The sequence below is a fragment of the Arthrobacter sp. MW3 TE3886 genome, from assembly GCF_041262145.1.
Taxonomy (GTDB): Bacteria; Actinomycetota; Actinomycetes; order Actinomycetales; family Micrococcaceae; genus Arthrobacter.
Genome location: NZ_JBGCAN010000001.1, coordinates 2,239,393 through 2,262,951, shown reverse-complemented (window position 1 = coordinate 2,262,951; position 23,559 = coordinate 2,239,393). Strand labels below are relative to the sequence as shown.

The following is a 23,559-nucleotide window of genomic DNA, read 5'->3' as shown; positions in this document are numbered from 1 at the left end:
GCTCTACCGCAGTGGGCCGAAACATGGTAGAAATATTGCAATAGAGCCACATGGAGGTGGATGAGAGATGAGTAAAGTGACCTTGGACGACGTCAGTCGGGCCGCTGGGGTGTCTCGGTCCACCGCTTCGCTCGTCCTTCGCGGTAGTTCACGTATTCCGGAGTCCACCTCAGACCGCGTGAGGCTGGCCATGGCGGAATTGGGGTACGTCTACAACCGGCACGCAGCAAACATGCGGCGCAGCGAGTCCATGACCCTCGGACTGATCGTGACCGATATTCGCAACCCCTACTTCGCCGGCCTGACCATGGCCATCGAGGAGGCCGCGCACGAGGCGGGTTACACCCTACTGGTCGGGTACAGCCGGGATGACGTAGAGCGCCAGTACCAGCAGCTGGAGACCATGGTCCAGCAGCAGGTCGATGGCATTCTCTTGCTGCCGGCTATGGGCTCTGACCTGAACCCCATCTGCGGAATCATTGACCGCTCCGCGGTCCCGGTCTTGCAGCTTGCCCGCTACTTCTCGGAAGAGCTGGACTACGTCGGTCCTGACAACATTGCTGCCGGCCAACAGCTGGGCCGCCATTTGTCCTCCCTGGGAGCAACGTCCGCTGTGCTGATCGGTGGCCCCGAGCATTCCTCCGCCCGGGCGGAACGGATTAAAGGGCTGGAATCCGGCTTCTCGGGGAGTGGGGTGACTTTCGATGCCAACCGTTCGGAGGCGACGAGGAACAATGCCGCCGGCGGATCCGAAGGAATCGCCCGTGTCCTGGACCAAGGCATCTGGCCGGACTGCATCATCGCCTACAGCGACGCGGTCGCGCTCGGGATCTACGCCGAGCTCCGCCGGAGGAACCTCGAACCAGGCCGGGATGTCTCCGTGGCCAGCTTCGACGACATCGCGATGGCACAGCTGCTGCTGCCACCGCTGACATCGGTTTCCACCTACCCGGAACTCATCGGCAGGAAAGCAGCAGAGCTGCTGCTGGCCCGTATCCGTGACTCATCGCCGGAGCCTCAGCGTTCTCTCATCGAGCCGGCCCTGAAGGTCCGTGCATCCACCGCCCAATGGCGACCCCGAAACTAGGAGTAACACCATGTCAGCACTGAAATGGGGCCTGATCGGCGCCAGCGATATCGCAGCCACCCGCGTCATCGATGCCATCCGCAGCAGCGGCGGCACCGTCACCGGAGTCTTCAGCGGATCGTCCGCCCGGGCAGCGGACTTTGCCGCTACTCACGGACTGGGCAGAGCCACTTCCAACCTTGAGGAGCTCTTGGCATGGGACGTGGACGCCGTCTATATTTCCTCCACTAATGACAAACACTTTGACCAGGCAACCAGGGCGTTGCGGGCCGGGAAGCACGTCCTGTGCGAAAAGCCGTTGGCTCTGGATGCCGGCGAGGCCGAAGCGATGGTCCAGCTCGCAGAGGACACCGGCCTTGTTCTGGCCGCCAACCACCACCTGCCCGGCAGCCCCCTGCACGCCAAAGTGCGCGAGCTTGTCAACGACGGCGTCATCGGAACGGTCCTCTCCGCCAAGATCGCCCACGCCGTCCTTCTTCCCGAGCGGCTGCGGGGCTGGCGACTCGGACAGGGCACGCCCGGCAGTGGGGTGATCCTGGACATCACCTGCCACGACGCCTCGGTCCTGAACCCCCTGCTCGGCACACCCGTTGCCGTCAGCGCCGTGGCCGTCCAACAGGCCGCGTGGAACACCGGCGGGCAGGAAGATGCCGCCATGACCGTCATCCGATACGAAAACAACGGCCAGTCGCCGGTCCTGGCCCAGACCCATGACTCCTTCACCGTCGGATTCGCGATGACCTCGCTGGAAGTCCACGGCACAAAGGGCACCGTCCAGGTCTTCGACGCCATGACCCAGGACACCCAGGGAGAGATCGTCCTGACCACGGAGTCCGGCGCCAGGACGATCGACGTCGACTGCTCAGAGGACCTCTACCTCATCGGCCTACGGGCCTTCACCGCCGCCGTCCATGGCACCGGTGTCCCTACGGCTACGGGGCGGGACGGCCTGATGGCCCTCAAGGTCGCCCTGGCAGCCCAGGAATCGGCAACCTCCGGACGCACCGTCCACATCAACTAACACCCCAGAAAGAACATCATGCAGAAAGTACAGATCCTCTCGGCCCGCGAGGCAGCGGACCTCATCAACGACGATGACGTCATCACCGTCAGCTCCTCCAGCGCCCTAGGCTGCCCGGACAGTGTCCTGGCCGGCATCGGTGAACGGTTCGAAGAAACCTCGCACCCGACCAACCTGACCTCGATACACCCGATCGCCGCCGGCGACATGTACGGCGTCAAGGGCATCGACCACATCGCCCGACCAGGCCTGCTCCGCAAGGTCATCGCCGGTTCCTACCCCTCCGGCCCCTCCAGCGCCGAACCGCCCAGGATCTGGCAGATGATCGAACGCGACGAGGTGGAGGCCTACAACTTCCCCTCCGGCGTCATCTACCAGATGCACCGCACCGCCGCCGCGAAGCAGCCCGGCGTCTTCACCCAGGTCGGGCTCGACACCTTCATCGACCCCCGCCTGCAGGGCGGACGCATGAACGGCACCACCGCCGCGGCGCATGTCGAAACCGCCACGGTGGCCGGCCAGGAATGGCTCTTCTTCCCTTCGGTCATCCCCAACGTGGCCATTATCCGGGCCACCACCGCCGATGAATACGGCAACCTGACCTTCGAGGACGAAGGCTCCCCCCTTGGTGCCCTGGACCTGGCCTACGCGGCGCACAACAACGGAGGCGTCGTCATAGCCCAGGTCAAGCGTCTGGCCGAAGCCGGGAGCCTGCACCCTCAGCAGGTAAAGGTACCCGGTATCCTCGTCGACGCCATCGTGATCGCCGAAGACCAGCTGCAGACCACCCTGACCCCCAACGACCCGGCCATCTCCGGGCAGCTGCGCCGGCCCCTGAGCGCCCTCCCCCACGTCGGCTTCTCGATCGAAAAAATCACCGCCCGCCGCGCCGCGCAAGAACTCAAGGCCGGCGAAATCGTGAACCTCGGCTTCGGCGTTTCAGCACTCGTGCCGCACATCCTGGTCGAAGAAAACCAGGGACGGGAAGTGAGCTGGGTCATCGAACAGGGCGCAGTGGGCGGCATACCGCTGCTGGACTTCGCCTTCGGCTGCGCCCAGAACCCGGACGCGATCATGCCCAGCATCGACCAGTTCACCCTCCTGCAGGGAGGCGGTTTCCACCGCTCACTGCTCTCCTTCCTGGAGATTGACCGCCACGGAAACGTCAACGTCCACCATCTGCCCAAGAAGCGCCACGTCACCGCCGGCGTCGGCGGCTTCGCCGACATCACCTCCTCGGCCCCGGAGATCGTCTTCATGGGAGCCTTCACCGCCGGGCGCCGCGACATCGCCGCCGGCGAGACCGGCCTGGACATCCGCTCCGATGGGCCCTTCACCAAGCTTGTCAACGACGTCTCTGCCGTCACCTTCTCCGGACCGAGGGCCCTCGCCCGCGGCCAGAAGGTCAAATACATCACCGAACGTGCCGTGTTGGAACTGACCCCCGACGGCCTGGTCGTGACCGAGATAGCCCCGGGTATCGACCTGCAAAAAGACGTCCTTGACCGCAGCGAGTTCCCGCTGATCGTCTCGGACAACCTGCGCACGATGGATCTCGACCTCTTCGCCGATGCGCCGGTCGGCCTCCGCCTTCCCACGCTGCCGCTGCACGAGCGGATCGAACAGCGCTCCCCCACTCTGGCCGCGCGCTGACGCCCGGCCGAAACGTCTGAAAGGACTCCCGTGATGAGCAGCTTCCGCATCCTGACCCCCTACGAAACCGAACTCGCCGACGCACTGTTCGAGGCCATGTTCCCCTCCGACGGAGACAGCCCCGACGTCCGCGACGCCGGCGTCACCGAATACCTGGACCTGACGCTCGAAGGCTACGGCCGCAAGGACCTGCCCAGGTACCAGTGGCTCTTCGGCGCGCTGGACCACTACGCCGAGAACAAGCACGGACGGAACTTCGCTTCGCTGAGCCTGGAGGAACGCACCGACGCGCTGGTCCTCCTCGAGCAGGGCGAACTGACCGACCAGCTGCCGGTCAAGGACCAGCGCGACCTCTTCGGACTCGTCGTGGCCCACCTGCAGGAAGGGCTTTTCGCCGACCCGGCCCACGGCGGAAACAAGAACGCCGCCGGCTGGAAGTTCCTTAAACACCCCGGGGTATGGCTGGAAAACTCCGCCGAAGAAAACCTCAGCACCGAGCACGTGACCAAGGGCGGTGTCATCAAGACCCTCGCGGACGCAATGCAGGAAATCCCGCGCGATACCGAGGGCCACAAGCTCAAGCAGCTCGGCTACGAAAACGCCGTCAACCCCCAAATGACCGACGAAGTGGACGTCCTGCTCGTCGGCGTCGGCGCCATGGGCGGACTCAGCGCCCAGGTCTTCGCCGAAGCGGGCCTGAGCGTCGTCGGCCTGGAAGCGGGACCCTTCCGCCCGCTCGATGAGTTCCTCCCGGACGAACTCGAACACGCCTACTACACCCGCGGCGGCTTGGGCCCGAAGTTCCAGCAGGAGACCCCGCGCTGGCGCGAAACCACCGACGAGGAAGACAGCCGCGAAGCAACCTTCTCCCTGGGCCGCATGGTCAACGGCGTCGGCGGATCCGCCGGGCACTACGGATCCTGGCTGCGCCGCTTCCACCCCTGGCAGTTCGCCCCCAAGAGCCACTACGACGGACTCTACGGCCCCGGTGCCCTGCCCGAGGACTGCACACTGGCCGACTGGCCCGTGACCTACGAACAGCTCGAGCCGTTCTACACGAAGCTCGAGCACCTGATCGGCATTGCCGGCGACGAATCCAACCCGTTCGTCAAGCGCAGCAAACCGCTCCCCCTGCCGCCGACGCGCCCGTTCATCCTGGGAAACAAGTTCACCGAAGCCACCAAGGCTGCAGGCCTCCACCCGCACCCCGTCCCCGTCGGATTCACCACCGAATCCTACGGCGGACGCCCCGCCACCGGATACAGCGCCTGGAACAACGGCCTCGGCTCCTTCCGCGGCGACCGCTGGCACCCCGGACTCGGCCCCGTGCCCGCGGCCATCGAAACCGGCAACTTCGAACTGCGCACCCACTCCCGCGTCACCCGGATCATCATGGACGACTCCGGTGCTGCCCGCGGCGTCGAGTGGGTCGATCCCCTCGGCCGCGTCCGGCGCCAGTACGCCCGCGCCGTGATCCTCTCCGCCTACACGTACGAAAACCTTCGCCTGATGTACCTCTCGGCAGATTCCCGCCACGAAAACGGACTCGGCAACAACACCGGGCAGCTTGGCCTGCACTACATGACCAAAATGTTCGGCCACGTCGATGCGCTCTTCCCCGGCACCGAATTCAACCGGCACACCGGCCCGGCCGCACAGGGCGTCGTCCTGGACGACTACCTCTCCCCCGAGTTCCGCTCCCTTGACCACGGCTTCATCGGAGGCGCTACCCTGGGCGCCGAGCAGCAGGCACTGCCGCTGCAGATCGCCCGCGAAACCCTCCCCGGGGACGTCCGCCGCTGGGGCGCCGGATACCGCGACCACCTGAAGCTGTGGTCCCAGCAGGGCGTTATCAGGATCCAGCCCGACGCGCTGCCCTACGCCTCGCACCGGCTTGAAATCGATCCCCGGCACCGCGATTCCTCAGGCCTGGGCATGCCACTGGTCAGGGTGACTTACCGGTTGCGGGAAAACGAGCGCCGCCTGGCCTCCTGGATGGCGGACAAGGCAACAGGCCTGCTCCAGGACATGGGTGCCACCAAAACCTGGCAGGGCCCGTACTTCACCGGCGTCGGCTCCAGCCACGACCTCGGCGGTGCCCGGTTCGGCCATGACCCCGCCGGTTCCGTGCTGGACGAACACCTCGCCGTCCACGACACCCGCAACCTCTACATGTACTCCGGCGCCGCATTCCCAAGCTGCCCCGGCATCAACCCCACCCTGAGCATCTGGGCGATCGTTCTGCGGGCAGCTGAACACCTCGCCGACGAGCTCGGCGGCCAGCGAAAGGACCAGCCATGAGCACTGAAACTACGCCGGTTACCAACGAAGCCACCGGCCAGGTCACCGTCGAATACTCAGAGGACGGCCACACCGCCACCATCCTGATCGACCGGGCCGCCAAGCTGAACGCACTGACCCTGGGACTCCTTGAGGACCTGGCCTCAGCGGCCCGCGCGGTGGCCGCCTCGGCCGCGAGGCTGGTCATCGTCCGCACCGGCGGTGAGAAAGTCTTCTGCGTTGGAGCGGACATCAACCACTTCGCCGACCTGTCCGCGGCAGGGATGTGGCGGGACTGGATCGCCACGGGCCACCGGGCGTTCGATGCCCTCGCCGGTCTCCGTCAGCCCAGCATCGCCGTCATCGACGGTCTCGCGTTCGGCGGCGGCCTGGAACTCGCCCTGGCCTGCGATTTCCGCGTCATCGCCGCCGAAGCACGCGTGGCCCTGCCCGAGACCGGCCTCGGGACCGTCCCCGGCTGGGGCGGCACCGAGCGCGCCACCGAACTGGCCGGCCGGGCCCGGGCCAAGGAACTGGTCCTGACCCGCCGTCAGCTCTCCGGCGAGGAAGCCCTCGCCTGGGGCCTGGCCACGGCGGTCGCACCCAAGGACGCCCTGGAGGAGGCCGTCGCCAAGCTCAGCGCCGACCTGCTGGCGGGCGCACCGCTGGCCGTGCAGCTGGGAAAGCAGCTGATCGACGCAGCCGCCGACGGCGCCTCCTCCCGCGTGCTCGAAGCCCTCGCCGGCGGCCTGGCCGCCGCCACCGATGACCTGGCCGAGGGCGTCGCCGCCTTCCGGGAAAAGCGCACCCCGCACTTCACGGACAACTAACCCCGCCCCGCGGACCCACACACTTTCTAAGGACGAACGAGATGGAAACCAAGAACTACACCCTTGACGACGTCGAGCCCACGTACCGGCCGATGATCATCGACGGCGAAGACGCCCAGGCCCGGAGCGGAGAGACGTTCACCCGGCTGAGCCCCGCCCACGAAATCGAGGTCAGCTCCTACCCCCAGGGCGCGCAGGAAGACGTCGACCGTGCCGTCACCGCCGCCCGACAAGCCCTGGACCGCGGCTGGCGGCAGTCCACCGGATCCGAGCGGTCCAAGCTTCTGCTCAAGGTCGCCGACCTCGTCCGCCGCGACGCCGAAGAGCTGGCGCTGGCTGAGACCCTCGAAACCGGCAAACCCATCACCCAGTCACGCAACGAAGTCGCCGGCACCGCCGAGCTGTGGGAATACGCGGCCAGCCTTGCCCGCAACACCCAGGGAGAGGCCCACAACGCCCTCGGCCGCGACACGTTGGCCATGGTGGTCCACGAACCCATCGGCGTCGTCGGCATGATCACGCCCTGGAACTTCCCGTTGCTGATCATCAGCCAGAAACTGCCCTTCGCCCTGGCTGCCGGCAACACTGCCGTGGTGAAACCCAGCGAAAGCACCTCCGCGACCACCGTGATGCTGGGACGGCTCATCCGCGAAGCGGGCTTCCCGGCCGGTGTGGTCAACATTGTCACCGGTGACCGGGTGGTCGGTGCAGCCATCGCTGAGCATCCGGGAATCGACATGATCAGCTTCACCGGCTCCACCGGCGTCGGCAAGGGCATCGCCTCCGCCGCGGGCCGGGACCTGAAGAAGGTCGAACTCGAACTCGGCGGGAAAAATCCGCAGATCATCACCGCCAATGCCGACTTCACGGCCGCGGTCGATGCCGGTGTCTTCGGCGGATACTTCAACGTCGGCCAGTGCTGCAACTCCGGCAGCCGCCTCATCGTGCACCGCTCGATCGCCGACGAATTCGCCGCCGCCGTCGTCGAACGCGCCAAGCACATGCGCGTCGGTGACCCGCTCAAGGCCGACACCCTCGTCGGGTCCCTCGTCAACGACACCCAGCTCGCCGTCGTCGAACGCTATGTGGCCGAAGGCCGCGACGCCGGAGCGCACCTGCTCACCGGCGGGGGCCGGCTCGACACCGGCCTGAACGGCCGGTTCTTCCAGCCGACCGTCTTCACCGATGTCACAGCAAAGATGTCCATCGCCACCGACGAGATCTTCGGGCCCGTCCTGTCCGTGCTGCCCTACGACACCCTGGAAGAGGCCATCGGAATCGCCAACTCCACTTCCTTCGGGCTCTCCGCAGGGATCTGGAGCAACGACATCAACGAGGCACTCACCGCCGCCCGTGACCTGCGCGCGGGCACCGTGTGGGTCAACCGCTGGATGGACGGTTACCCGGAAGTGCCGTTCGGCGGCTACGGACACAGCGGCATCGGCCGCGAACTCGGCCGCCAGGCCCTGGCCGAATTCAGCGAGCTGAAGACCATCCAGCTCCAGGTCGGCATCCGCGAAAACCGTTGGGTCGACGCCCCCGATGCACCCCGCCCCTGACCCCTCTGAACTGCCTGGATCTTCTAAACCAGAGCACCATCCAAAGGAAATGAACATGACTGCCACCGCAACCACCGCACCGGCACACCCTCCCGCCGTGCTGCCCACGATGCTGCCGCTCACGCTCCCGACAGGCTACGAAGTCCCCGCAGAGTTCGCCGAAGCCGCCACGAAAGCCTGGAAGGCCGCCTCCGCAAAACTCAGCGGACTCATCACCACACACCCTGACCGGTTCCCCCTCTACACCGAGGACGGCAAGTGGGTCGTCGACGGCGAAGCCTGGACCAACTGGTGCGAAGGGTTCCTCGGCGGCCAGCTCTGGATGCTGTCCCGCCGGGCGGAGCCAGCGGACCAGGCCCGATTCCGCAGCGCGGCCGAGCACTACTCCGAGCTCATCGAAGAACGCAAGAGCGATGACACCGTCCACGACCTCGGCTTCCTGTTCTGGTCCACCTACCGGCGCTGGTTCGAAGCCACCGGCGACACCGCCAAGCGCGACGTCGTCGTGGAAGCAGGACGCACCACCGCCAGCCGGTACCGCGAAGCCGGCCGCTACATGCCCAGCTTCCGCCAGCCCGACAGCCTGTTCATCGACATCATGATGAACATCCACATGGCCCTCTACGCCGCGCAGCAGACAGGGGACCAGGACATGGCCCGCAAGGCCGTGGACCACTGCCTCACCACCCGCCGGTTCCTCATGCGCGGTGACGGTTCGGCCTCCCACGAGGGCATGTTCGATCTGGAAACAGGCGCCTTCATCAAGCAGACCACCCAGCAGGGCTTCTCCGATGACGGATCCTGGGCGCGCGGGCAGGCCTGGGCCCTCTACGGCTTCGGCACCGTGTACCGCTTCACCGGCGACCGCCGCTTCCTCGAAACCGCCATCGCCGCCGCCGACTTCTACATCGAAAAAACCGGCGACCGCCTCGTTCCCCCCAACGATTGGGAAGAACCCGCCCCCGTCCGGCCCTACGAAACCTCAGCCGCCGCAGCCGCAGCAGGGGGCTTCTGGCAGCTCGCCGGCCTCGTCCAGGACCGCACCAAGGCCCAGGTCTACGCCGACTACGCCGTGAACATCCTCCGCCGCCTCACCGACGACGACTTCCTCGCCAGCCCCGACGAAGAATGGGAAGGCGTGCTCAAACACGGCAGCTACCACGAAGGCAAGGACCTGGGCGTCGATGAATCCGTCATGTGGGGCGATTACTGGTTCCTGGACACCGTGGACCAGATCCAGCAGTTCGCCGAAGCCCAGCAGAGGCGGTGAGCACCATGTCCTGGGAAACCATCGACAAGGCACCCCGTCCGGAAGCGGCAGCAGAGGGCGCCGTCCCGGACGAGGTGATCCGTACCGACATCGCCATCATAGGCTCCGGCATGGGCGGTGGCACCATGGCCTACGCCCTGAAAGACTCCGGCGCTAAAGTCCTCATCATCGAACGCGGCCGACACCTGCCCGCGGAACCGCAAAACTCCGACCTGGACGAGGTCTACCTCAAAGGCCGCTACAAAAACGCCGACACTTGGTACAACGGGCAAACCGGAGCGCCCTTCAAACCCGGCGTCTACTACTGGGTGGGAGGAAACACGAAGGTCTACGGCGCCTGCCTGCCCCGCTTTCGCGCCAGCGACTTCGAAGAAACACAGCACCACGACGGGACATCTCCGGCCTGGCCCTTCAGCTACGCCGACCTCGAACCGTACTACACACGAGCCGAGCAGCTCTTCCAGGTCCGCGGGCAGATCGGCGAGGACCCCACCGAGCCGTTCCACTCCAGCGCCTACCCCTTCCCGGCACTGGACCATGAGCCCGTCATCCAGGACCTTGCCGACTCCTTCCGTAGGCAAGGTCTGCACCCCTTCCGGATGGCCAACGGACTGGAAGCCGACACCCCCGCAAAGCGCGCCCTCTGCGCCACCAGCGACGGCGCACCCAACGAGGCAGGACTGAAGTCCGACGCCGAAAAGATCGCCATCAACCCGGCGCTCGAGAGCGGCAACGCCACCCTCATGACGGACACTAAAGTCATCCGGCTGATCCCGGGACCGGACGGACGGACCGTCGTCGCCGCCCTGGCAGAACGCCATGACCAAATCATCCGCATTGAAGCCGACAAGTTCATTCTCGCCGCCGGCGCCGTGAACTCGGCAGCGCTCCTGCTGCGGTCAGCGACGAAGGACTACCCGCGAGGACTGGCCAACTCCTCAGGCCTCGTGGGCAGAAACTACATGGTGCACAACAGCACGTTCTTCATCGCCATTAACCCGTTCAAAGTGAACCGGACCCTGTGGCAGAAGACCCTGGGACTGAATGACTGGTACGAGGCCGGACCCACCAACCAGTATCCGCTGGGGAACCTGCAGATGCTGGGGAAGCTGCGGGCCAGCATGCTCAAAATGGCCCGCAGCTGGGCGCCAAACTCCATCCTGAAGGCGATGTCGGACCGCAGCATCGATATCTACCTCACCACGGAAGACTTACCGCGGCGGAGCAACGGCGTCAGCGTCGTCAACGGCAAAATCCACGTGTGGTGGGAACCGAACAACCTTGAACCGCACAAAGAGCTGGTTCGCCGGATCAGCCGGGCCGTCAGAAGAGCCGGGTACCCCGTGGTCTTCACCGAACGGATGGGCATCGAAACTAACTCCCACCAGTGCGGGACAGCAGTTGCCGGGCACGACCCGGGCAGCAGCGTCCTCACCCCGGAGTGCCGCGCCCACGACTTGGACAACCTCTGGATCGTGGACGGCTCATTCTTCCCCTCCTCGGCAGCCCTCAATCCCGCACTGACCATCGCAGCCAATGCCCTTCGGGTTGCAGACACCATCCTGGCCGAAGAGAACGCCCCGGCCCGCACCCGGCCGGCCGGCGGGGACGGGAACGATAGTTAAGTCAGTGACATTGGTAAAGTCGTCAGGCGGGGAGCGTGCAGCTCCCCGCCTACGACCCGTCGGCAGGAAAAATAGCATGGCCCCACGCATCACCCTCGAAGACGTGAGCAAAGCCGCCGGCGTCTCGCGTTCAACCGCATCCCTCGTCGTACGCGGCGACGCCCGCATCCCGGAGCCCACCGCCATCAAGGTACGCGAAGCCATGAATCGGCTCGGCTACGTCTACAACCGGCAGGCCGCCAACCTGCGGCAAAGCCGGTCAATGACTATCGGCCTCATCGTCACCGAGATCATCAACCCCTACTTCGCGGAACTGGCCATGGCCGTGGACCAGATCACCCACGATGCCGGATACACAATCTTCATCGGCTACAGCCGCGACATGGCGGAACGCCAGCGCGAAATCATCGCATCCATGATCGAACGTCAGGTTGACGGCCTGCTCCTGCTCCCGGCCCCCGACACCGACCCGGAGATGCTCGCGAAACAAGTCGACGCAGCCAATGTTCCTGTTGTGCTGCTCGCACGAAGGTTTCCGGGGTTCGACTACGTGGGAAGTGAAAACGTCAAGGGAGCGTCGCTGCTTGGAGACCACCTTGCTGCCTTAGGCTGCAGGACCGTGGCATTCCTCGGCGGCCGGCCCGCACCATCGCTCGCGGAACGGGAGCAAGGTCTTCGCGCCTCCTTGGAGGCAAAGGGGCGCGAACTATGGAGCACAGAGGAGCTGCGGAGCGCCATCAGCCCGGAAGGCGGGGCAGCCGCGCTCGGCAGGCTCTTGGACCAGGGCCGGCTGCCCGACGCAGTTGTCGCCTACAGCGACATCATCAGCCAGGGGGTCTATGACGAGCTGCGCCGCCGCGGGCTGGAACCAGGCCGGGACATCGCCGTAGCCTCCTTCGACGACACCCGCATCGCCGCCGGTCAGGTCCCCCCAATGACATCGGTCGCGGGCTTCCCCCAGCAGGTCGGCGCGAAAGGCACCGAGATGCTCCTAACACGCCTCACCGACGGCAACGCCGACATGCCCGCACAATTGAGCCTCGTCCAGCCCCAACTCAAGATCCGTTCCTCTACAGCGACGTGGCGTCCCAGAACTTAATCGCGGGACCGGCCTCCGGCGCACGAGAAAGCTGCGCTTACGTTTCACGATCAGCCAGAACCTGATTCGCCCTTGGAAGCACGCGTGGAATCGCGGGCACAGCACGGCGGTGTCACAACGTATTAAGCCCACTCCGCTGCCGCGCACATGGGCCTCGCTCTTGGGATGTTCAAAGAGACAGAAGCTAGGACCGGAGGGGCCGGTCCTAGCTTCTGCTACTGCAGGTATCGGGGGCGCGTCAGATGGAGGCGGCCCGGTCTGCCGGCTTCACGCGCCGGGTGATCCCGAGGCCCCGGGCTCCGATCTCGTTGAGGTCGTCCTCCTTGAAGCGGTTTTCCCAGTCGGTTTCGTAATCTTCTTTGGGGAAGTCGGTGGGGCTTTCGCCGAGGCGGAAGCGTTCGGCGACGTTCTCGGCATAGGCGGCATTCTTGGCGCACATCGGCGCGGCCGGGATGTAGATCACGTTGCCCCAGCCTTGCTGGTTCTCGACCGGCTCCACGCTGTGGATCAGGTCGGAGTGCCACCAGACCGAGTCGCCGGGTTCGACGTCGGGGATCCCAGAGACGGCCTCCATGAGCAGCGGATGCCACTTCTCGTCTGCAGCCAGGGCCATGCCGGCTTCAGCCCCGCAGAGAGAGTCTTCCGGGACGTCGTCGAGGAGCGGCCTGATGAGCATGTAGGCCATGGCCGCAGGAATCGGCACGACGTGCAGGACACCCTGGTCATGCTGCATCTGGGACATCGCAAGCCAGCCCTGGAAGCTGCGGAAGACGCTGCACATCGTTGATGACGGGTATTCATCGACCTCCGTCCGGTAGGCCGCGTCCCAAGGATCGTAGGAGGCGAAGTCGCCGTGGAAGAGGGAGGAGAAGACCTTCTGGTAGGCCGGGGTGAGCCAGCGCTCGACCGAGCCAGAGTCGGTGTGCGCTCCCAGTCCGTTCGAGGACGCTCCCGGCGGGCGCCGGCGGATCCGGTCCGGATACATCGTGTCCTGGTCAGGGTCGAACCAGGTCACTCCCTGCGACTCGCTCTTCCACTGCCGGTTCAGGAAACTCTGTACCTTGGCGGTGTGTTCGTGCTGGCGCGCCTCCATCTGAGCGGGCGACCAGTAGATGGGGTAGATCTCGGGTTTTGATGCCTTGAGTTTGCCGAAGAAGTTATCTGCCGGGCCACGATACTTCTGTTCGAAGTTGTTGCTGTCGACGTAGTCGACCAAGGACTGGTCCCAGTCGGTGGCGGTCTGCGCCGGAATTTGGCCGCGCACGACGGCACAGCCGCGGCGGCGGATCAGGTCAAGGGTCTGCTGCGGGACGGTGCCGTCTTCAATGTCGGTGTAGTTGACGACGGGCCATACGTTCTCGCCGCGGGCCTTGGCTGCCTTGATGTCAGCTACTTCTTCCGCGACGGCGGCTTCGATGGTTGCGAAGAGCTTGTTCACGTCGCCGATCTGTGCCCGCAGTTTTGCCTTCACCGCGCGGATGGCCGCCGGCACGTCCTCCGGCTGGGTCTCCCAGCTCGTCTGCTCCGTTGCATTCATGATTACTCCTTGAAATCTTGTTCAGTAATTGCTCTTTACTAAAGTGCCTTGTGTCGATATTAGCGCACCTCTATGATTGAGTAAAGACTCCTTACTGGAAAGATCTACATGTCCTCCACTGACGTATCGCCCCGACCGGGATTGCTCGCCACGATCACCGAGCACCGGTTCCTGGCTCTGTTGAATGAGTCGGAGAACCCGTTGTCCCGCTCTGATATCGCGCAGCTGTCAGGGATATCCAAACCGGCTATCTCGGACGCGGCCCGGCGGCTGGAGGACGCGGGCGTCATCGTGACAACTGGTATCCGGGAGGGGAGGCGCGGAGGCGTCGCGGCGCTGTATGGGATAAACCCGGCCCGGGGCCACTCAGTTTCCCTGGCAATGGATTCGGCCTTTGTCGCTGCACGTTCCGTCAGGCTGGACGGAACAGTCGCCTTCGACAAGACCGAGCCGCTGCCGCAGGACGCCAGCAGCGACTTCGTGATCGCGATCGCCAGCGGTCTGCTCGCATCCCTTGAGAAAGCCTCTCCAACACCGTTGCTGGCGGCAGCGATCTCTGTTGCGGACCCCGTGGACAGAATAACGGGCGAGATCATTCCGATGGCCGATTCTGTTTTTCCGGCCGGTCATTTCAATCCGGTCCGGGACCTCAACATCGAGGCAGCGGAAGTCAAGATCGACAATGACGTGAACTGGGCGACCCTTGCAGAACATCGTGTAGGGGCGATGAAGGGCGTCGGGGACTTCCTCTACGTCCATTTGGGTGCCGGCCTCGGCGCCGGGCTGTTTCTCGGCGGAAACCTCCAGCGCGGCGCGCGGGGCCTTGCGGGTGAAATCGGTCATTTGCAGGTGCAGGGCAGTGAGGACCTCACCCGTACATTGTCGCGTCTCGGTTTTGGAAACGCGGCCAGGGCCTATGGTCTCGATCTGGAAGCGTCCAGGCAGTTGCTATCAGGACCCGAGCTCTCGCCAACCACGCGTGAAGGGTTGGACCATCTCGCAGTAGCCATCGCAAACATGGTGACGCTGTTGAATTCCAGCGCAGTCGTCCTCGGCGGCCCTCTTGCCGGTATCGCGCCACTGGAGAACTACCTCTCGACAGCCATCCCCGACCTAAGCCTGGACCGTGTCGACGTCGTCCTCGGAACACGCTCACCCCTGGACGGAGCGAGCCATGAGGCACATCGCATGGCCCGTGCCGGGCTGGGGTTCTGATGGACTCCTCGGGGCACGAAGTTGGCCTGCCGGCGTGGGTGCGCGAAATCGACCTTGCATTTCCCGTGACCTCCCAATTCATAGTTGCGGGAAACATTCGGGACGTTCACCTCATTCGCGACCCCACCGAAAATGCGGCCCGCGTGCTGACCACAGCTCAGGTGATCGTCGATCTGTTGATTGCCCGCCGCTATGACCTGATCTACACCTACGACCCCGTGGATGGCATCCGGTTGGAGCACCATGGCGCCGAAGTAGATCCGGAATCCTTCTTCTCCTCCACACATCTCGGACGTTCGACAGCCTCGACAACGGGCCGACTGGCCGACCTGATCAAAAACGCACAGAAGCCGGAAGCGCCCCGGGTCGCTGTCGTCATCGCCTACGCGTCCCGGCTATGGGCCGAAGAACCCCACGCCGGCCCGGACCTCCGGGGATTATTTGCCCTCGCCGAGAAGCTCGCCAACAGCAATGACGCCGTCGACCAACTCGCGCTCAACCCGGGGCGGTTCGACTGCGGGATTTTCTGGCTGGCCGACGAGGCCCAGGACGCACCCACGTGGCTGTCGCACGCGTCGGGCGTCAGGCTGGTGCATATTCCGCTGCCTGCCCTCGGGCTCCGGAAGGCCGGTGCCGGGCTCTTTCTTCGCCGCATGGAGGACCCGGCAGCGATGGACGCAGCGGCGGCAAGAGCTGCCGAGACCGTCCTTGCGGATCTCTCACAAGGGATGACCCTCCGCGAGATCGACAGCGTCGTCACCCTGGCCATCGAGCAGGGAGTCGACGTCCCTCGCATCGATGAGGCGCTCAGAAGCTACCGGCTTGGCATTCTGGAAAGCCCGTGGGGAGATCCGCTGCTTCTACAGCGCCTCAGCCGAGGAACCGAAAGCATCAGCCGGCGCGTTCTCGGCCAGCCGCGGGCTATCCAACAGGCACTCACCGTGCTGACGCGGTCAGCCATGGGATTGACCGGGGCACACGTCGGAAACGCTTCCGGGCGGCCACAGGGAATCCTGTTCTTCGCCGGACCCACCGGGGTGGGTAAAACCGAACTCGCGAAGGCCCTCGCCGAGACGCTGTTCGGAGCCGAAGACGCCTACATTCGCTTCGATATGAGTGAATTCTCGGCCGAGCACAGCGAAGCACGGCTGATCGGCGCACCGCCCGGATACGTCGGCCATGCCGCTGGGGGCGAGCTGACAAACGCTGTCCGCGACAGACCCTTCTCAATCCTCCTGTTCGATGAAATCGAAAAGGCGCACCCCCGGATCTTGGACAAGTTCCTGCAGATCCTGGAAGACGGCCGACTGACTGACGGCTCTGGAGAAACTGTCTACTTCAGCGAGACCGTCATCGTTTTCACCTCAAATCTCGGCACTTATCGCTCATCCGCCGGACCCGAGGCAACCGATAACTTTGCCCGCTGGGGAGACCCCTACCCCGACACGGAAGCAAAAGTCAGACGAGCCATTGAGGTGCACTTCACCGAACAACTCCAGCGCCCCGAGCTGCTCAGCCGAATCGGCGACAACATCGTCGTCTTCGACTTCATCTCAGAAGCGGTCGGCCGGGAGCTCGTCCGAAAATACCTCGCCGCCGTCGTCCGCCGCGTGCAAATACGCCACGGCATCACCCTCCAGATACGCCCCGACGTCGCAAACATCATCGAAGAAAGAGCTATCGAGAACCTCGCCTTCGGTGGCCGCGGTGTTGGCTCCGCAGTCGAAGCGCTCTTCGTTAACCCGCTCACGCGCGCACTCATGTCGGCTGAAAAATTCTCGCCGGTGATGCTGGTCGGCCATCTTCGGCAAGTCGAGTCATTTTGGGAACTGACACTGACCAGCGCCGAAGATATCCAACCCGTGACTACCCAGTGCCTTTGACCGGGCAACGATCGGTTCACGATGCTTGCCGTGGTCTATGGCGGCGTGAGGTCATCCCTCACATGCCCGTTCAGCGTGTCTGCGCCATCCGCCCCAGGCAGTGCTCGTAACCTCAGGCATCAGAGAGCCCCGCTCCCTGCAGGCCAAACGTCGAGTGACGACGTCCCCAACCAGCAGTAGGACCTGCCCCCAACCCCAAAGCGTGCCGCCGATTTCCAGAACGGTCCTCGGTGAGGCCGCGACGGGCCGGGAGCCGCGGTTAGGTAAGGTCCGACCTGGCCGCATTGGATGGAATTTTGTGCTTCCGCGACGGCTGGCCGGAACAGTCATGTCGGCACACGTGCACTGAAGGCCCCGCGGGCTGTTAGGCCTCGCGCTATTGAGCGGATTGGTGGTGGACGTCGCACTTGCACGCGCGTCAGGGGGTCACAGCCGGGAGACGTCGGCCGGATTGTCCAGGATGGAGTTCCGCGCCTGGAGCCATGCCCCCCGCAGAGGTCCCTCGCTGCCGTACTTGGCAAGAACAACTTCGGGGTTGAATTCCGGGACCATTTGCGCCCGGGCGCTGATGAGGGCGTCGACGTGGGGTGCGAGCCACGGGTACAGCCGGGGCAGGGTTCCTCCCAAAACCACAAGATCGAGGTCGGTGAAATTACTCATGGTTGCTATGGCTCCGGCCAGCGCAGTTCCGGCATCTGTCAGCGCTGTGTGGGCACGCTCGTCGCCTGCCTCCAACTTGTCAACGAGCTCGGCCAGTGCCAGCACTTGGCTTGGGCCGCTGCCGAGCTCAATGCCCGCGCGGGCCATGATGGCGGGCAGGCGGAGGTAGAGGTCAAGGCAGCCGCGGGCTCCACAGCCGCACGCCGGTCCGTTCATGTTGACGGTGATGTGTCCGCATTCGCCCGCCAGGCCGTGGGCTCCGCGGTATACCTCCCCGTCAACAATGATGCCTCCCGATACCCCATCCGCCTCCATGATGTAGGCCATGGCGCGGGGGCGACGATCACTTGGAGTGGCGGCGTACTCGGCGAGACTGCCGAGCCGGCCATAGTTCATGAATATAGGTGTACAGGAATGCTTCATGGCTTCCGTAAGCGGGCCATGCAAGTCAGTTCGTCTGAGCCCCAGGCCGAGGGCCGCGGCAACGGTCGAGTCTTCTGTGACGAGTGCGGGCAGGAGGATGACCGGATCGGTAATCCAGGCACTAGGCACGGATGCGGCCTGGTCCATTGCAGCGTTGGTCATTGCGGCGAGAACGCGCACAAGGTCCTGTGGCCGTCCGGGGCCGATGCCGTGTTCCTCGCGGCGCTCCCACAGAATGACCCCAGCGAAGTCACGCACCTCCCCCACCACGTCGTGGGACGAGAGCTGGACGGCAACAGTGCGGACGCGCTCTGAGGCTGTTTGCAGGAGTCGTCGCGGCCTCCCCCGCCCTCCCTGCGCGTGCCCGGTTTCGGCGACCAGACCCCGGGCCATGAGTTCCTCGACGACGGTGGTTACTGTCCCGCTGACGAGCCTTGTCCCGGAGCGGATCTCGCTTCTCGAACAAGGCTCATTATCGGCAAGTGAGCGCAGCACGAGGGACATGTTGTGTCTTCGAACGTCTGCCGAGTCGGTGGGCGAAGTCATGGAGTCTATCTTGTGGCCAGCCTCCTGCTCAGAGCAAACCTAATTAAGTCAATGGTTGACTTAATTATCCAATGCGACTTAGTGTTATACAACACATCCGCCGCTCTGTTCCGCAGAGACAGGCGACCCATGGCGGCACTGCGGTGACGCTGCTGCGGCAGATTCCTGCCCGCCGCGCTTCAATGAGGAGGCTTCATGTCCACTACCATCCATTCAAAAAGATTCAAGACGGCCCTTTTATCGGTGTCGTTGCTGCTGTCCGAGGCCGGGGCCGTTTCGGCCACCTTGCCCGAACTCGCCAAAGCGTTCCCCCGGGAAAGCCAGACTTCTATCCAGAGCTTTATGACCATCGGTGCGGCCGCCATCATTGTGTGCACGCTCCTTGCCGGCGGGCTCGCCGGCAAGATCGGCAAGCGAAGGCTCACCCTCATCGGAATAACACTCATCGCTGTCGCCGGGATGGGTCCGCTGGTGTTCATCCCGATGGGAAATTTCACCGCCCTGCTGTTCTCGAGGCTCGTCGTGGGTGCGGGCATGGGTCTTCTTCAACCGCTTAGTTCGAGTGTTATCGCCGACTTCTTCCATGGCAGGGATCGCGAGAACATGCTGGGTTGGCAGAGCTCAGCGGTAGGCGCGGGAAGTGTTGTATGGACCCTCATCGTAGGAGCGTTCATGCTGTGGGACTGGAAAGCGGCCTTCTTCGTCTACGCCTTTGGACTTGTAAGCCTGGTCCTGTTCGCCCGCTATGTTCCGGAACCCCCGAAGCACGCCCTGACGGACGCCCCCGAAACACCTCTGGAAAAGGCTCCGCGATGGTACCGCCTGTCGGCCGATGTGTGGATTGCAGCCCTTCTCATGCTCGTCTTCAACATCGGATTCCAGACGCTCTTCGTCGCCATGCCACTGTCCTTTGTAGCTGAGAAACACCTCATCGAACCGCCCGCTGTTTCGTTGATCATGACATCCTTCGGGGTCGCATCGATTGCAGCGGGCATCGTCTTCGGGTTCGTCATGCGCCGGCTGCGCAACTGGACGGGGGCCGTGGCTGCGGGAACGGTCGCCGTTGCGCTCATCCTTTGTGCGAACGCGTCCAGCGCACCGTTCGGGTATGCCGCAGCGATCGTCGCCGGTCTCGGCTTTGGCACCTTCATGCCGTTCTTCATTACGACGACCAACAACAGGGCCACGCCTGAAACTTCCGCCATGGCAACAGCTGTATTGTTCACCGGGGCCGCTATCGGAACAGCTGTAACGCCCTATTACTTCGAAGCGTTTGGATCGTTCATCGGCGACGGAAGCGCGACAGTGCAGCTAATTGTCGGTGCCGCCACAGTCCTCGTTGTCGCGCTCCTCACCGGCCTCCGGTACGGCGCATCGCGCCACGTGGCACAAACTGAGATCAAAACCCTGGAGCAAGTATGATTCCCGTTTCATCTCCTTCGACGTTCATCGAACCGCGAGACGTCGACTATGCCGATTTCCCGGCGAGCACCCTCGTAAGCGAAGGCATGCAAGTCCTGCACGCAGACCTGAAACCCGAGCATGGCACCGCGATCCTCGGAGTGGAGTACGCCCGCAAGGACGGGCTGACCCTGCATCTGCAAATCCTGCTCCCGCCAATGGAGCCGGAGAGCACTGCCGTCTTCCCCCTGGTCGTTTTCGTTCAGGGCTCGGCTTGGTTCGAGCAGGACCTTGGCCAAAGCCTCCCGCCGCTGGCGCATTTCGCCAGAAGGGGTTATGTCGTGGCGATCGTTGAGTACCGCCCCTCCCCCGTCGCGCCTTTCCCGGCCCAGATCCGCGACACAGGAACGGCGATCCGCTTCCTGCGCCGGAAGGCCTCCGACTTCCACATCGATCCAAACCGCATTGTCCTCTGGGGTGACTCGTCGGGCGGCCACACGACAGTGCTGACATGCCTCACTGACGGTGACCCCTTTTTCAGCGACGAACCAGTAGACGAAGAGCCACTCAACATCCGCTGTTTCATCGACTACTACGGTCCGACAGACATCTCACGCATGAATGAAGAGCCTTCCATCCAGAACCACATCGAGCCTGAGAGCCCCGAGGGCATGCTCATCGGCGGAGCCAACGTCCTGGACCATCCGGATCTCGTCGCTCCAACAGTGGCAATGAACCACATTTCCCCAACCCCCCGGCGGCGGCCTCTGCTCATCGTCCATGGCAACAAGGACCGGCTGGTCCCGTTCGGACAGAGCGTACTCCTGCACGATGCACTCAAGAATGCGGGCCAGCCGGTTACTTTCTTCCAGCTGAAGGGCGCTGATCACGGCGGTCCATCGTTTTGGAAGGAAGAAATCCTGAGCATTGTTGACAACTTCATCCGCGTGAACATCTGAGCCAACACAAGGATGACCCTGCAATAGGGCGGCTGAGCCGCGCCCTTCGGGAGCGCGGCGATAACGTCGCTGATGAGTGCTCGGACTGATTTCTGTGGCAGCCGTTGCTCTTGTTCGTCACGCTCAGAAGTATTCGTACATGTCGTCCAGAGGGGGTGGGAAGGCTCGACCCAACCCAGGTTCGACAAGCGGCTAGATGGAGCCGGCGCGGCACGACACAACCGACATTTTCGAAACTTGTATTGCGCCGGACCCACCGGTCATCCACACTGGCTACAGATCCGCAGGAGATACTTCCGCCGATTCAGCCCGCCGAACACTACGGCCGGCCACCGCCCCATCAGAGAATGCCGGGCAATCCCTCTCGAACCACCGCTTCCCACCTCTGCGGGTGCGGCCGTCCACGGAAGCGCCTGCCCGATGTTCCGAAGAGAAAGAGACACGATGATCAAGCGCCACTCGGACGTCGTCCTGGAGATCACCGCACACGACCCGCACACAGTCGAAAACGACCTGAACACCGCCGTAGAAATCGCCCGCAAACACGCCATGAAGGAATGCCGCCACGGCATCCTCGTTACCCAGCACGGTTACACCAGCTACACCGTCGCTCTAAGCCGCAATGTCCCCTACGGGCAGACACACGAACGGTGCGATTTCCCCGAGAACTCAAAGAGCGCCTAAATCGGATTGAGTCTTTCGTATCCGTCTTCCAAACCCTCGGCTTACGCGACAATTCCGTTGGTGCGGCCGAACTTTCCAGCAGGTGCACGTGTCGTCAAGGAACGCCAGGACGACGAGTGGAGGCAGATAGGGCGGAGCGCGGAAGCGGATCCGTCAGCTGGAAACGGAAGTAGAGATCCTCAAGCGTGCAGCGAAGCTGCTCGGTGAGGACCGGCCCCACCCAAAAAGAATCCACCCGGTGATCGGAGAACTTACCGGTGCCGGGTTCCCCGCGAAGGTCTGTTGCCGGCTGCTGGGCGTGAGCAGTCCCGGCTACTACAAGTACCGGAACCGGCCTGGGGACTGATGGGTTATCCACCGCTACTGCTGCCGCGGGAGCTACCCCAATGGCTCCCAATTTCCAGCCGTGGATAACCCGGATTGGCCCCAATCGTGGACAGCTTGGAGTCACCTAGGGCGTGTCTCGTAAATCGTGGGTCTGCTGGCTGGAATGCTTGAGGGGTGTCGAGAACATCTGTCGTGAGTGATGATCAGTGGTCCCGGATCGAGCCGTTTCTGCCCAGTTCGGACGGGCGGCGGGGCCGGCCGTTCCGTGGCCACCGCCAGGTCGTTGAAGGCATTACTTACCGGTACCGGTGCGGTATCGCCTGGCGGGACTTGAACGCGGAGTTCGGTCCGTGGCAAACGGTGTGGAAGCGTCATAGTCGTTTCGCCTCCGACGGGACGTGGGACCGGATCCACGGGAGGCTTCTGGCCGAAGCGGACGCGGCCGGGCAGATCGACTGGACAGTTTCGGTGGACTCGACCGTCAACCGGGCCCACCAGCATGGGACGAACCTTCCCCGCACCACAGGGGGAACTCCCGAATTACAAGAAACTGTTTTAAGAACCGCCCGACCTCGCCATCGGCCGCTCCCGGGGCGGGCTGAGCACCAAGATCCACCACGCCTGCGACGGTAAAGGCCGACCGCTGGCGATGATTCTTGGCCCAGGACAAGGTGGCGACTCGCCGATGTTCCCAGTCGTCACGGGCGCGATTCGGGTTCCTCGTCTCGGGGGCGGCCGTCCCCGGACACGGCCGGATGCCCTGATGGGCGACAAGGCGTACTCGTCGCGGGCGAACCGGTCCCTCCTACGCGGCCGGGGCATCAAGGCCATCATCCCGGAGCCTTCTGATCAGATCGGACACCGGAAGCGCGGCGGTTCATGCGGCGGGCGCCCGGTGGGCTTCGACGCCGAGACCTACAAAGGCCGCAACAGCGTCGAAAGGTCCTTCAGCCTCTTCAAACAATGGCGCGCCGTTGCCACTGGCTACGACAAACTCGCACTGACCTACCGTGCCGGCGTCGTCCTCTACGCCGCCGTCATCTGGCTACGCCAATAAGGAGACACGCCATAGTTCTGCCAGAGCTACCTCTCCTGGACTCGCACGTCGGGGAACCAGCCGTTCGGGGCCTTTTTGGCTCCAGGTGTTCGGGGTCGCGGTGTTTTTGCATGTCGCATTTGTAGAAGGGGCCGCGTGGGTCGCGGAGCATGCTCATGTGGTGGTCCGCGTGGTCTTTGAACCAGACCCTGATACCGGTGGCGCCGTCGAGTCTAAAATGTTCCCACGCACGCCATAGCGCTTCTATCCGGGTGACTGCTTCGGGGTGCAAGTACCACTCGATGCACCATTTAGCTGCGCGGCCGTCGACATCTCGGACGTAGGTGGGCAGCAGTTGCTCGTGCAGAAATTCCTCTGCTGAGCCATAGATCAATTCCGGGGTTTCTGCTCCTGGCCAGAGTTAGCGCCAGTTTCCTCTCCGTCCGGGGTGGGAGCTTCACTGA

At 64.0% G+C, this 23,559-nt stretch carries 18 protein-coding genes and 1 pseudogene; 16 read left to right on the top strand and 3 right to left on the bottom strand.

Annotation, left to right across the window (positions count from 1 at the left end; all coding sequences use genetic code 11):
- Positions 1-67 precede the first annotated feature (67 nt).
- The 9 genes from ABH915_RS10250 to ABH915_RS10210 all read left to right on the top strand — a co-directional run bounded on the left by ABH915_RS10250 (position 68) and on the right by ABH915_RS10210 (position 12,424).
- Positions 68-1,087 carry a LacI family DNA-binding transcriptional regulator gene (locus tag ABH915_RS10250; protein WP_370120647.1) on the top strand — a complete coding sequence of 340 codons (1,020 nt, stop codon included), beginning with the start codon at positions 68-70 and terminating at the stop codon, positions 1,085-1,087.
- A 10-nt stretch (positions 1,088-1,097) separates the two neighbouring features.
- Positions 1,098-2,108, top strand: a complete 1,011-nt coding sequence (locus tag ABH915_RS10245; protein ID WP_370120644.1) for a Gfo/Idh/MocA family protein — start codon at positions 1,098-1,100, stop codon at positions 2,106-2,108.
- Between the two features lie 18 nt (positions 2,109-2,126).
- Entirely contained in the window at positions 2,127-3,761 is a 1,635-nt protein-coding gene (locus ABH915_RS10240) for an acyl CoA:acetate/3-ketoacid CoA transferase (protein ID WP_370120641.1), read from the top strand.
- Positions 3,762-3,794: 33 nt separating this feature from the next.
- Positions 3,795-6,062 carry a gluconate 2-dehydrogenase subunit 3 family protein gene (locus ABH915_RS10235; RefSeq protein ID WP_370120638.1) on the top strand — a complete coding sequence of 756 codons (2,268 nt, stop codon included), beginning with the start codon at positions 3,795-3,797 and terminating at the stop codon, positions 6,060-6,062.
- Entirely contained in the window at positions 6,059-6,871 is an 813-nt protein-coding gene (locus ABH915_RS10230) for an enoyl-CoA hydratase/isomerase family protein (RefSeq protein WP_370120635.1), read from the top strand. Before ABH915_RS10235 ends, ABH915_RS10230 begins: the two co-directional genes overlap by 4 nt.
- 41 nt (positions 6,872-6,912) lie before the next feature.
- Entirely contained in the window at positions 6,913-8,430 is a 1,518-nt protein-coding gene (locus tag ABH915_RS10225) for an aldehyde dehydrogenase family protein (RefSeq protein WP_370120632.1), read from the top strand.
- Between the two features lie 55 nt (positions 8,431-8,485).
- Positions 8,486-9,700 (top strand): glycoside hydrolase family 88 protein, encoded by a 1,215-nt coding sequence (locus tag ABH915_RS10220; RefSeq protein ID WP_370120629.1) that lies wholly within the window; start codon positions 8,486-8,488, stop codon positions 9,698-9,700.
- A 5-nt stretch (positions 9,701-9,705) separates the two neighbouring features.
- The gene (locus tag ABH915_RS10215; protein WP_370124984.1) at positions 9,706-11,325 is read left to right on the top strand and encodes a GMC oxidoreductase; all 1,620 of its coding nucleotides are present in this window, start codon (positions 9,706-9,708) and stop codon (positions 11,323-11,325) included.
- A gap of 76 nt (positions 11,326-11,401) precedes the next feature.
- Positions 11,402-12,424, top strand: coding sequence for a LacI family DNA-binding transcriptional regulator (locus ABH915_RS10210; RefSeq protein WP_370120627.1), 1,023 nt, complete (start codon positions 11,402-11,404; stop codon positions 12,422-12,424).
- Between the two features lie 238 nt (positions 12,425-12,662).
- On the opposite strand, the gene ABH915_RS10205 is transcribed toward ABH915_RS10210, so the two are convergent.
- Positions 12,663-13,961 carry a DUF1479 domain-containing protein gene (locus tag ABH915_RS10205; protein WP_370120624.1) on the bottom strand — a complete coding sequence of 433 codons (1,299 nt, stop codon included), beginning with the start codon at positions 13,959-13,961 and terminating at the stop codon, positions 12,663-12,665.
- Positions 13,962-14,069: 108 nt separating this feature from the next.
- Between ABH915_RS10205 and ABH915_RS10200 the strand changes: the two genes are divergently transcribed.
- Complete coding sequence (locus ABH915_RS10200) at positions 14,070-15,176, top strand: ROK family protein (RefSeq protein WP_370120622.1); 1,107 nt, start codon at positions 14,070-14,072, stop codon at positions 15,174-15,176.
- 38 nt (positions 15,177-15,214) lie between these two features.
- Positions 15,215-17,059, top strand: coding sequence for an AAA family ATPase (locus ABH915_RS10195; RefSeq protein ID WP_370120619.1), 1,845 nt, complete (start codon positions 15,215-15,217; stop codon positions 17,057-17,059).
- 426 nt (positions 17,060-17,485) lie between these two features.
- Here ABH915_RS10195 and ABH915_RS10190 read toward each other — a convergent pair whose 3' ends face one another.
- Entirely contained in the window at positions 17,486-18,688 is a 1,203-nt protein-coding gene (locus ABH915_RS10190) for an ROK family protein (protein WP_370120616.1), read from the bottom strand.
- Positions 18,689-18,883: 195 nt separating this feature from the next.
- Between ABH915_RS10190 and ABH915_RS10185 the strand changes: the two genes are divergently transcribed.
- The 5 genes and pseudogenes from ABH915_RS10185 to ABH915_RS10165 all read left to right on the top strand — a co-directional run bounded on the left by ABH915_RS10185 (position 18,884) and on the right by ABH915_RS10165 (position 23,116).
- Entirely contained in the window at positions 18,884-20,110 is a 1,227-nt protein-coding gene (locus ABH915_RS10185; protein ID WP_370120613.1) for an MFS transporter, read from the top strand.
- Positions 20,107-21,048 carry an alpha/beta hydrolase fold domain-containing protein gene (locus ABH915_RS10180; RefSeq protein ID WP_370120610.1) on the top strand — a complete coding sequence of 314 codons (942 nt, stop codon included), beginning with the start codon at positions 20,107-20,109 and terminating at the stop codon, positions 21,046-21,048. The genes ABH915_RS10185 and ABH915_RS10180 overlap by 4 nt, the downstream gene beginning before the upstream one ends.
- Positions 21,049-21,492: 444 nt before the next feature.
- Positions 21,493-21,732, top strand: coding sequence for a hypothetical protein (locus ABH915_RS10175; RefSeq protein WP_370120607.1), 240 nt, complete (start codon positions 21,493-21,495; stop codon positions 21,730-21,732).
- Between the two features lie 136 nt (positions 21,733-21,868).
- Positions 21,869-22,069 (top strand): annotated as a pseudogene (locus ABH915_RS10170) (IS3 family transposase); the annotation flags it as partial.
- Between the two features lie 164 nt (positions 22,070-22,233).
- A protein-coding gene (locus ABH915_RS10165) for an IS5 family transposase (protein WP_370120605.1) occupies positions 22,234-23,116 on the top strand; the annotation gives its coding sequence in 2 pieces (ribosomal slippage) (positions 22,234-22,619 and positions 22,618-23,116; 885 coding nt in all).
- Here ABH915_RS10165 and ABH915_RS10160 read toward each other — a convergent pair.
- Positions 23,097-23,489 carry a DUF4913 domain-containing protein gene (locus tag ABH915_RS10160; RefSeq protein ID WP_370120602.1) on the bottom strand — a complete coding sequence of 131 codons (393 nt, stop codon included), beginning with the start codon at positions 23,487-23,489 and terminating at the stop codon, positions 23,097-23,099. The genes ABH915_RS10165 and ABH915_RS10160 overlap by 20 nt on opposite strands.
- Between the last annotated feature and the right edge of the window lie 70 nt (positions 23,490-23,559).

Excerpts from the sequence above, each read along its gene's own strand:
- ABH915_RS10225 (WP_370120632.1), top strand. The coding sequence starts at position 6,913 with ATGGAAACCAAGAACTACACCCTTGACGACGTCGAGCCCACGTACCGG.
- ABH915_RS10245 (WP_370120644.1), top strand. The coding sequence starts at position 1,098 with ATGTCAGCACTGAAATGGGGCCTGATCGGCGCCAGCGATATCGCAGCC.
- ABH915_RS10215 (WP_370124984.1), top strand. The coding sequence starts at position 9,706 with ATGTCCTGGGAAACCATCGACAAGGCACCCCGTCCGGAAGCGGCAGCA.
- ABH915_RS10180 (WP_370120610.1), top strand. The coding sequence starts at position 20,107 with ATGATTCCCGTTTCATCTCCTTCGACGTTCATCGAACCGCGAGACGTC.
- ABH915_RS10235 (WP_370120638.1), top strand. The coding sequence starts at position 3,795 with ATGAGCAGCTTCCGCATCCTGACCCCCTACGAAACCGAACTCGCCGAC.
- ABH915_RS10205 (WP_370120624.1), bottom strand. The coding sequence starts at position 13,961 with ATGAATGCAACGGAGCAGACGAGCTGGGAGACCCAGCCGGAGGACGTG.
- ABH915_RS10250 (WP_370120647.1), top strand. The coding sequence starts at position 68 with ATGAGTAAAGTGACCTTGGACGACGTCAGTCGGGCCGCTGGGGTGTCT.
- ABH915_RS10220 (WP_370120629.1), top strand. The coding sequence starts at position 8,486 with ATGACTGCCACCGCAACCACCGCACCGGCACACCCTCCCGCCGTGCTG.
- ABH915_RS10190 (WP_370120616.1), bottom strand. The coding sequence starts at position 18,688 with ATGACTTCGCCCACCGACTCGGCAGACGTTCGAAGACACAACATGTCC.
- ABH915_RS10230 (WP_370120635.1), top strand. The coding sequence starts at position 6,059 with ATGAGCACTGAAACTACGCCGGTTACCAACGAAGCCACCGGCCAGGTC.
- ABH915_RS10200 (WP_370120622.1), top strand. The coding sequence starts at position 14,070 with ATGTCCTCCACTGACGTATCGCCCCGACCGGGATTGCTCGCCACGATC.
- ABH915_RS10175 (WP_370120607.1), top strand. The coding sequence starts at position 21,493 with ATGATCAAGCGCCACTCGGACGTCGTCCTGGAGATCACCGCACACGAC.
- ABH915_RS10185 (WP_370120613.1), top strand. The coding sequence starts at position 18,884 with ATGTCCACTACCATCCATTCAAAAAGATTCAAGACGGCCCTTTTATCG.
- ABH915_RS10240 (WP_370120641.1), top strand. The coding sequence starts at position 2,127 with ATGCAGAAAGTACAGATCCTCTCGGCCCGCGAGGCAGCGGACCTCATC.
- ABH915_RS10210 (WP_370120627.1), top strand. The coding sequence starts at position 11,402 with ATGGCCCCACGCATCACCCTCGAAGACGTGAGCAAAGCCGCCGGCGTC.